This window comes from Leptospira kemamanensis, assembly GCF_004769665.1.
Taxonomy (GTDB): domain Bacteria; phylum Spirochaetota; class Leptospiria; order Leptospirales; family Leptospiraceae; genus Leptospira_A; species Leptospira_A kemamanensis.
This window is the reverse complement of sequence record NZ_RQGG01000026.1, coordinates 1-10,269: the sequence shown is the minus strand read 5'-3', so window position 1 is coordinate 10,269 and position 10,269 is coordinate 1. Positions and strand designations below refer to the sequence as shown.

Genomic DNA, 10,269 nt, shown 5'->3' with positions numbered 1-10,269 from the left:
AACTCCGGAGAGTATTTTGATCGTCTGCTCACTTGGCACCTCTTGCTTTTTCTGCGAAAAAAAGGTGTCCGTTTTTATGTAATCAGGCTAATCCATCAAGATGATGATCATCATCACATACTAGACACAAATATCATTTTTTTACAACTTTTACGACTATCAATCGTCTAATATTTTTATATATTAATTTTCTCACATATGATATAGAAATTTTTTTTAAAGAAAGCCCTTGCTTTCCATATTTTTTTTGATCCACTGGATCCCATGAGACTGATACTCGTATCCAACAGGTTACCAGTCCAATGGGATGGGACTCCCAATGTCGGTGGACTGGCAACAGGCCTTTCCAGTTTTCTTTCGCACTGGAAATCACAAGGTCATGAAGTCATTTGGGTCGGCTGGCCTGGTAAATCAATCCCCGAAAAAGAACAAAATCTTTATGCAAAGAAAATGTTACAGGAACATGGAACCATTCCTGTTTTTCTAAAACAAAAGTTAGCTGATTCTTTTTATAATGGTTTTTGTAATAAAACCATTTGGCCATTATTTCATTATTTTACAGCAAATTGTGAATATTCCGATATTACCTTTGATTCTTATGAAGAAGCAAATGAAGAATTCGCAAAAACAATTCGATCCATTTACCAACCAGGAGATTGGGTTTGGGTTCATGACTATCATTTGTTTTTATTGCCAGGGATATTAAGAAACGAATTTCCTAATATTCTTTTGTCATTTTTCTTACACATCCCTTTTCCTACATTTGAAATCTTTCGTTTGTTACCAGAAAGGTTCCGAACCAAGATCTTAAAGGGATTACTAGGTGCTGATCTCATCGGATTCCATACACAAAGTTATACACAATACTTTCTCAGATCACTCCTACGTTGTTTGGGAATAGAAAACGAACGAGGCATCATTTATTTCCAAAACCATCTAACGAAAACAGCTGCCTTCCCGATGGGAATCAATGTAGAACAATTCTCCAAGTATGCGAATTCAATAGAATGTGATACTATCGCAAACCAAATCAATACCAATCACAAAAACCTAAAACAAATCCTTTCTGTAGATCGTCTTGATTACACAAAAGGTGTATTACAACGGTTAAATGCTTTTGAATTATTTCTAAAACAAAATCCAAACTGGATCAAACGATGCAAACTAGTTTTGGTTTTAGTCCCTTCTAGAACCGACGTTTCCTCCTACCAATCCATGAAACGAGCCATCGATGAAAAGGTGGGTGCTATTAATGGAAGTTTTGGAACATTAGATTGGACACCAATTTTATACCAATACAAAGGATTCCCGTTTGAAGAATTGGTGCCCTTGTATAAAAATACACATGTGATGCTTGTCACTCCCTTTCGTGACGGCATGAATTTAGTGGCAAAGGAATTTTTAGTCTCTCAAAGAAATGGAATGTTAGTATTAAGTGAAATGGCAGGGGCATCCGCAGAATTACCAGAAGCAATCCTCGTCAATCCCAATGACTTAAGTGGTATGGCGAATGCGATTAGAGATGCCATTGAAATGGATGAAACAGAAATTTTAACAAGAAATCAAATGATGATTTCTCGTTTAAAAGAAAATTCCGTGATGGATTGGGCAAATAAGATTTACCTAGAGACAGAAGAGACCGCAAAACGGAATCAAAATTTCCAAACAAAATCCATTTCTCCAAATTCTGAGCTTTTGTTACCGAAAACCAAACAACCAATTTTTATTTTATTCGATTATGATGGCACATTGGTTCCGTTCCAATCGCTACCACATTTGGCAGTTCCCTCAAAAGACCTGATCACATCCATCACCAAACTATCTCAAATTGCGAATGTTTCAATTGCCATTATCAGTGGAAGGGATCGGAAATTTTTAGAATCCATTTTCACTGGTTTACCTCTGCATTTGGTCGCAGAACACGGAGCTTGGCATAAAGCTCCCTTAGAACCGGAATGGACTTCTTTATTTCATTCACATTTGGATTGGAAAAAAGAAATCAAAACACATTTAGATGAATTTACCAAACGTGTTCCTGGATCCTTTACCGAAGAAAAGGAATATTCGTTGGTATGGCATTTCCGAAATGCGGATCCAGACATCGGACTCAATGCCGCCAGAGAGATGTTAGATGAACTATCTCAAATATCATCTAACAGTGGTTTTTTTATCCAAAGAGGAAATAAAATCATTGAAGTAAGAGAATATGGCACGGGAAAAGGAAAAGCTGCTATGAAAATTCTTCCAAATAAGGAATGGGAAACCTTTGCCTTTGGGGATGATACGACAGATGAAGATATGTATCGCGAATTGCCAGAAACAGCAATTACCGTGAAAATTGGAAAATCAGAAACCATTGCAAAATACAGGTTCCAAAACACAGATGATGTCCATTTATGGATTCAAAACTTAATCAATTATTTAACAAAGGTATCATGAAATGAATCACAAATATAATACAGGCATCATTGGAAATGGAAGTTTCATCGCACATATCGATTCTTTGGCAGATATTGTTTGGATGTGTTGGCCTTTTTTTGATAGTTCTCCTATCTTCGGGAAATTATTGGACAAACGTTGCGGAAATTTCAAAATTTCGCCAACAACAAAATTGATCAGTAGTTCTCAATCTTACTTAGAAAATACAAATATTTTAAAAACAGAAATCCAAACGGAATTTGGATCATTCGCAGTCATTGATTTTGCGCCAAGGTACTATCAAAATGGAATTTTACGTTCCCCTAGAAATTTATACCGAAAGATAGTTCCTTTAACAGGAGATGTCAAAATCAAAATAGAACTAAATCCCACTTATGATTATGGAAATCAAACACTAAAACCAAATATCGTCGCCGAACAAATCATATACGAAACGAATCAAATCAATTTTTACATCCAATCCAATGTATCCTTAAACCAAATTGTAAAAGAAAAAGAATTTCATCTCAACCAAACCATTTATATATCCCTTTTGGAAACGGGAAAAATTGACATCCCTCTTCCCGAATTCATCGAAGAAGAATTTACAAAGACAAAACAATATTGGCAGAACTGGGTAAAACATTGTACCATTCCCAATTTCGCACAAAAACAACAGATCCGCTCTGCTCTTTGTTTAAAACTCCATCAATTCCAAGAGACAGGTGCCATCATTGCCGCATCGACAACAAGTTTGCCCGAATCACCAAATTCAGAAAGAAATTGGGATTATCGTTTTTGTTGGCTACGAGACGGCTTCTACACGTTATTAGCCTTAACCAATCTGGGACAATTTGAAGAGTTAGAAAAGTATTCACAATACATTAGCAACCTAACGCCAACAGAGGATGGCCGTTTCCAACCATTGTATAGCATTTTCGGCGAACACTTATTAGAGGAAAAGATTTTAGATTTAGATGGTTACCAAGGTAACAAACCAGTGCGGATCGGTAACTCTGCTTACACTCACAAACAAAACGATGCATATGGACAAATCCTTCTATCACTTTTACCGTTGTATTCGGATGAACGTATCCCCGAAAAAAATAGATTTCACAATTTAAATTTAATCCAAAAAATCTTAGATCAAATCGAAATCACCATGGATGAACCTGATGCTGGACTTTGGGAGTTTCGAAACTTTTCGCAAAAACATTGTTACACATATTTATTCCATTGGATTGGCGCAAAAGCAGCAAAGGAAATTGCCCTTAAATTAGAAAAACAGAACTTATTGGAAAAAGCAGAACGATTGATGAAGGAGGCAGAATTCAATATTGAATCCTGTTATGACAAAGAGTTAGGATGTTATACCCAAGCCCAAGGGAAAAAAGACTTGGATGCCAGTTTATTACAACTCATCACTTTAGGTTATTTGGATCCACATTCGGCGAAAGCAAAATCACATATCCAAGCAATTGAATTCCAATTAAAAACCAAAGAAGGATTTATCTATCGTTACCTTCATAAGGATGATTTCGGAAAACCAGAAACTACTTTTTTGGTTTGTACTTTTTGGTACATTGAAGCCTTAGCTTGTATGGATCGATTGGAAGAAGCAATTCAGTTATTCGATTTTGTTTGTGAACATGCAAATCATGTTGGTTTGTTTAGCGAAGACATTGAATCCAATTCGGGGAGCCAGTGGGGTAATTTTCCACAAACCTATAGTCATGTGGGCCTCGTGAATGCCGCCCATAAAATTGCCGTGAAAAAATCGAGAAGCCTTTTTTGGTAAAAAAATGTCCGAAGGATCAAGTGAAAATTCCTAATCGATCCACACGAATCTAAAATCCCAATCGAAGAAGGCTGTCAATTTTTGATTGATTGGAAAAAAAACTATGCAGAATTTGGCTATGTTTTCTTTCAAAAATCGATCTGGCATCATTCTCTTTTTCATTCCCTTATTTTTACTTCTCACACAAGTCTTCATTCGGGTGGATCAATTTTATATCTCCGACCCACTCATCAAATGGATACAAGTTGTGTCCTTATGGCAACAAAACTGGACAACGGAATCAGTCCTTTATCCAGCAAAACATCTAGACCCATTATTTCTAATGAGCCCTCTAAATGAAAATTTTGTTTTCCTCAATCAGGATCGACTCATTGGCCAATACCCCATTGGCTTCACATTCGTTTACTCTTTATTAGGTGTGATACCTCATCACTTTTTACCTTATCTCAATTTTATTTATTTGGCACTTTTCATTCACCTGATGCAAAAAAACAATTTTGCAATCCCTGTGATTGTGTTTGCTATATTGGGAACAGTTATTTTCCCCTTATTGATCGATTTTTCAGAAAATGGGCTATTTATCTTACTTTCGGCTTACGGGTATTATTTTTTGTTACAAGCCTTTCAAACAAACCAAACAAAAGAATGGTTACTCGGCAATTTGTTTCTTGGTTTGTCCTTATGGTTACGACTAGAAGGAATTTTATTATTTGTTTCTATCCAGATGGCGCTGTTTTACCTCCAAGTGGTGAAACGAAAAGAAACCTTTGTAAAAATTCTACATCCAATTCGGTATTTCCTATTCGCCATTGTGTTGTTTGCATTTATCATTTGGAATTACAAGAGTTATACGGATCCACTGGGAACAAGACATTTGGCAAATTTTGGTAAATTTGAAAAAACGATCATCGATCAAATACAAATATTTATCTCCATTATTTTTACCTTTCCAAAAAAGGAAATGTGGACTTTAGGTTTTTTCTTACAAAGTCCAATCTATTTATATACTCTCTTCAAACTAAAAAAAGAAAATCTCCAATCAAATCCTACCTTACTCTTTCACATCTTAGTCATTTTTCATTTTTTAATCTTTGTTGCAATTACGTCTCCTAACGATGGCTTAACGCTAAATGGACGGTATCTTGCTATTTTAGTTTTTCCTCTAACGTTTTTACTCAACGAAATGTTTTTCAAAATCCAAAATCAAAAACTTATTTTTTATAGTCTAGGAATTTGGACTTTTTTCTGTGCCCTTCTCATCCTAATTGTTTTTTATTTTTCCAGTAAGGAACTTAAAAAACTTAAGTCTGAATTATCCAATTTCCAATCTGATTTAATTGTTACAACTAGTGAAGTATTATCAGGAGGATATACACTTGATCTCATCTCCAAAAAAGTAATCTGCGTGAGGAATGATTTCCTTGTTTACTATTTTTATTACAATTTGATGCAAAACAAAACACCTGAATTTTTACTTCTCTATGTAAAAAAAGAAACCATGGGAACTGAGGACGAAAAAGATTCTTACCAATCAATTCTCCGTGAAGCAAAAGCAAACGGATACACATGTAGTCCTTCCTTGGATACTTCCAAAATCATGAGTCAAAAATGTGTACGCACCGATTTTTAAGTTGAAGCTTTGGCATTCCATGGAATACTTATGAACGCTACCACCCATGGAACCAAACGAACACATCACTCTCGAGGAGGCAAAAGAAAAGATTCGTTATCTAGAGAATCTATTGCGAGAAAAGGAAGAAAACACATACCGAACTTTTTTTGAAGAAGACGAAGATGCTGTCGTTGTTTTAGATATGGAGAGCCAACTCTTCATTGATTGTAATACTAAGTTTACCACCATCTTAGGATACACAAAAGAAGAACTACAAAAACTTTCAGTCATTGATATCAGTCCCAAATTCCAACCGAATGGACAACCATCAGAAATCCTCGCCATAAAGTATATTGAAGATGGATTCAAATATGGAATCGTAAAATTTGATTGGGTCCACTTAAATCATTTAGGCGAAGAAGTTTACTGCGAAATCAAACTTCTCAATTATATCGGAAAAGATGGAAAACGTTTTGCAAAAGGAGTCATCCAAAAAAAAGACATCTTGGTTGAATTACAAAAGAAACTAAGTCAAAAGGAAAAATTATTAGAAAGAGTAACAAAAACGTTACCAGCAATCATTTACATCCAAGATCTTGCCACCAATCAATTTTTATACTTAAACAATAGTATCGAAAGTTTTTTAGGATTCGAAGTAGAACCCATTCTAAATTATGATTATTTAATAAAAAACATACTTCATCCTGAAGATCTCCATCTGATTGAAACCCATTCTAAAAAGATGATGGAAGAAAAAAATACAGATATCTATGTATTGGATTTTCGAGTTTTCCATAGGAACGGAAACGTTCACTGGTTTCGTGTATGGGAAACAAACTTTTCCTTTAATGTGGACGGTATCCCCACAGAAGTGTTAGGAGTAGCCCAAGACATCACTACTTCAAAAGCACTTGAATTACAATTAAAAAAACAAAACGACTTAAGTGAAGAAATCAGAAGAATCTCCAAATCAGGAGTTTGGGAATGGACGATTCAGTCAAACCAAATGTTTTGGACATCGGATTTATATTATCTTTTGAGGGTGGAACCAAAACACTATATCCCTTCTATCCACTCCTTAATTGCCTTTTTTGCAGAAGAAAGCAAATCAATGTTAGTAGAGGCATTGATCAAAGCAGAAAAAGAACTGATCCCTTTTGATTTAGAGTTAGAAATACTCAGTCATCCCAATTTTTGGGTCAGAGTCCAAGGGAAAGCAATCCAAACAGAAGTTAGCGGAACAGTCATCATCGGAAGTATTGAAGACATAGATGATTCTCGTAAAAAAAGAATTGCTCTTTTAGAAAATGAAGCCAGGTTCCATAAAGTTGCCAACCAAACTGGGCTAATCATCTACGATTATAATATTAATTTAAATCAAATAGAATGGGATGGTGCCATCAAATCGGTTTTAGGATATGAAATTGAAGAATTCAATCATTTAGACATAGAAGGTTGGCTAAACTTAATCCATCCTGATGACAGGATGTTCACAAAGGAATTGTTAGCGGATGCAATAGGAACAAGAAGTCCTTATCATGCCTTTTATCGACTTCGCAAAAAAGACAATACATATATCCCAATCGAAGATCGAGGCACATTTATCAGCAATGATATTTCAGGATCGAATAGACAAGTAGGTGTATTAGAAAACGTATCTGCAAAATACGAATTTGAATTAAAACTACAAAGCAAGGAAGAAAGGTTTCGCAATTTTTATAACTTTGCCAGTGAAGCCATCATCATCACAGAAGGTGATTTGATTTTAGATGCGAATCTTGCTTTCAAAAAATTATTTGGTTATGATTTCATTCATCATTTGTCTGTGAAAGAGATCATTGCAGATCCCCTTTGGAACGGAATCGACAATAAAGACAAATCATTTTCTTTGGAAGGGATTAAAAAAGATGGAACCTTAATCCCCATCCAAGTAAACAAAAAGGAATTTGAAGAAGGTAAATTCATTTTATCGTTCATCGATTTAACTTTAATTAATGAAGCCGAATCGATCAAAGAAGCTCTCAAAGAAATCAAAGAAAAAAACGATTTAATTTTCTCTCAAACGATGGAATTGGAAAAAACGTTAAAAGAATTAAAATTAACCCAATCTCAATTAATTCTAAACGAAAAGATGGCTTCTCTTGGCCAATTGATTGCAGGTATTGCACATGAAATCAACAATCCGATGGGAGCGATCAAAGCTTCAAGCCAACTCATTTTAGAAAATATTAAGAATCAAATTTTCAATCAGGAAAAAATTATCGCCTTACTTGCAAATCAACCAAAAGAAAAACGGGAACTGTATATCAGATGGATGATCGAGTCATTTGAAAAAAGAAACCAATTACATGGATCAGAAGCAAGGAAACAAAAAAAATCAATATACGAAACTTTAGAATCTTTGGGATGCAGAGATTCAGAATATATTGCTGAGGAAGTGGTAGATTCAGGGGTTCAAAATGGACTGAGTATCATACAACATCTTTGCCATGAAGATGATTTTTTGGATTTTTTCAATTATGGAATTCAATACATACACACTTCTCAAAATCTAAATTCCATTTTGGAATCGATTCAACGTGTATCTAAAATTCTTTATGCTTTAAAAAACTTTTCCCATTTCGACAAACAAGGGAATAAAATCAAAACTGATTTAGTCGCCAATATCGAAACTGTATTAATTTTATATAACAGCCAAATCAAAAATGGGATCAAAATTGTTCGTAATTATCCGGCATCTCAAGTTTTCATCGATTGTTATCCGGATGATTTGATCCAAGTTTGGACCAATTTAATTTTTAACGCCATCCAAGCCATGTCGTACAAAGGAATTTTAACCATTACCATCAGCCAGGATGAAAGTGCATGGGCGAAAGTAAGTATCGAAGATACTGGTTGTGGGATCAATGATGAGATCAAAGACAGAATCTTCGAACCTTTTTTCACCACAAAAGAGTTAGGTGAAGGAAGTGGTTTAGGACTTGATATTGTACGCAGAGTGATCCTAAAACACAATGGCCAAATTGAAGTCGATTCTACCCCAGGGAAAACTATATTTACGATTTCGCTACCAGAGTTCTAATGGGAATGATTCTTTCTTTGGACCAGTCCTCACTCTTTTCATCATAACAATTGTAGATACCTATGATTTACGAAGATATTTGGGGAACACCTTCCCCCTTTTTAGAATCAACATTTTTTTGGGGTTATATAATGATTTCAACCTAATTTGATCAAAATCGCAAAAACGATCCAGTATTATTCTTAAATGCCTATATTCTTTTTTATAAAGGAGATTACTATGGCATTCCAACAAATCCATACAGGCATTATCACAGAAAAATTAAAAGAAACAAAAGAGTTTTTTAAAACTTGGTTAGGTTTAGAGACAAAATTTGAAACAGAGTGGTTCATTTTGCTCTGTTTACCAAATTCACCTGAAGTCGAATTAGCAATTATGGCACCAAACCAAGAACAGGTGAGAAAATCGTATTTTCAAAAACCATATCAAAATTCAGGAATTTGGTTTATCTTTGAAACAAAAAATATAAAACTAGAATATGAAAAAATGAAAGAAAAAAATGCTCCCATTGATCTTCCTTTGACGGAAGAGGAATGGGGAGATATACACTTCACTCTCGTAGATCCCAATGGCATTGGAATTGATATTGTCCAAGAACGAAATATGAATTAATGATTAAAAAAATACCATTTACTTTCTATTTTTATGAAAAGTAAATGGTCATGTGAATCCAAAAACCAATATTTATCCAGTTTGGAAAAAAATAGAAACCCAATTGGAAAAGGAATTGGGTCTCAACCAAATTGCTTTTTTAACTGGGTATAGTGATTGGCATTTCCATCGTTTTTTTAAATCAATTCAAAAGGAAAATGTAAAATCTTACATCAAAAGACTGAGGATCGAAAAAGCCGCATACGAATTAAAAATTACAAATTTCCCAATTTTGGAAATTGCGATAGAATCAGGTTTTTCCTCAAACGAAGCATTTACAAAGGCATTCAAACGTGTGATTGGAGTCACACCATCTAACTTTCGGAAAAAACACAAAAAAAAAATCAATTCAAAATCAAATGACAAGATGACTTACCCCCAAGGTATCTCACCACATAACTTCATCAAACGAAATATCTCTTCATTTACTCTCATCTTCACACGCCACATTGGAAGTTATGAATCATTACCTGGTCCACTTCCCAAAAGTAAAGAAATGGTATCGTTACTTTCTTTGTACAAAAGTTGGAAATTAGAAAATGGAAGTCATAAATGGATCGGAATTTCACAAGATGACCCGGACATTACTCCGAAAGAAAAATTGCGATTTGATCTTGGATTTACGATTGGAAAATCTCTTTATCTTTTTTTATAAAATGACCAGCAACGACAGCATTCAGAAGGAAAATGAGAGAACCTATTAAATTA

The 10,269-nt window shown here is 34.6% G+C and carries 6 protein-coding genes; all 6 read left to right on the top strand.

Annotation, left to right across the window (positions count from 1 at the left end; genetic code table 11):
- Positions 1-264: 264 nt before the first annotated feature.
- The 6 genes from EHQ59_RS08540 (at position 265) to EHQ59_RS08515 (ending at position 10,216) form a co-directional block, all read left to right on the top strand.
- Positions 265-2,439 carry a bifunctional alpha,alpha-trehalose-phosphate synthase (UDP-forming)/trehalose-phosphatase gene (locus tag EHQ59_RS08540; RefSeq protein ID WP_135619257.1) on the top strand — a complete coding sequence of 725 codons (2,175 nt, stop codon included), beginning with the start codon at positions 265-267 and terminating at the stop codon, positions 2,437-2,439.
- Position 2,440: 1 nt separating this feature from the next.
- Positions 2,441-4,216: a glycoside hydrolase family 15 protein gene (locus EHQ59_RS08535; protein WP_135619256.1), complete on the top strand. Its 1,776-nt coding sequence runs from the start codon at positions 2,441-2,443 to the stop codon at positions 4,214-4,216.
- Between the two features lie 118 nt (positions 4,217-4,334).
- On the top strand, positions 4,335-5,846 hold the full coding sequence (locus tag EHQ59_RS08530; protein WP_135619258.1) for an LA_3751/LA_3752 family putative glycosyltransferase: 1,512 nt from the start codon (positions 4,335-4,337) through the stop codon (positions 5,844-5,846).
- Positions 5,847-5,892: 46 nt separating this feature from the next.
- Complete coding sequence (locus tag EHQ59_RS08525) at positions 5,893-8,910, top strand: PAS domain-containing sensor histidine kinase (RefSeq protein ID WP_135619255.1); 3,018 nt, start codon at positions 5,893-5,895, stop codon at positions 8,908-8,910.
- 219 nt (positions 8,911-9,129) lie between these two features.
- Complete coding sequence (locus EHQ59_RS08520; protein WP_135619254.1) at positions 9,130-9,522, top strand: VOC family protein; 393 nt, start codon at positions 9,130-9,132, stop codon at positions 9,520-9,522.
- A gap of 52 nt (positions 9,523-9,574) precedes the next feature.
- The gene (locus tag EHQ59_RS08515) at positions 9,575-10,216 is read left to right on the top strand and encodes a helix-turn-helix domain-containing protein (protein ID WP_135619253.1); all 642 of its coding nucleotides are present in this window, start codon (positions 9,575-9,577) and stop codon (positions 10,214-10,216) included.
- Positions 10,217-10,269 lie beyond the last annotated feature (53 nt).

Bases quoted from the DNA above. Each gene is read 5' to 3' on its own strand.
- EHQ59_RS08540 (WP_135619257.1), top strand. From the start codon at position 265: ATGAGACTGATACTCGTATCCAACAGGTTACCAGTCCAATGGGATGGG.
- EHQ59_RS08520 (WP_135619254.1), top strand. From the start codon at position 9,130: ATGGCATTCCAACAAATCCATACAGGCATTATCACAGAAAAATTAAAA.
- EHQ59_RS08535 (WP_135619256.1), top strand. From the start codon at position 2,441: ATGAATCACAAATATAATACAGGCATCATTGGAAATGGAAGTTTCATC.
- EHQ59_RS08525 (WP_135619255.1), top strand. From the start codon at position 5,893: ATGGAACCAAACGAACACATCACTCTCGAGGAGGCAAAAGAAAAGATT.
- EHQ59_RS08530 (WP_135619258.1), top strand. From the start codon at position 4,335: ATGTTTTCTTTCAAAAATCGATCTGGCATCATTCTCTTTTTCATTCCC.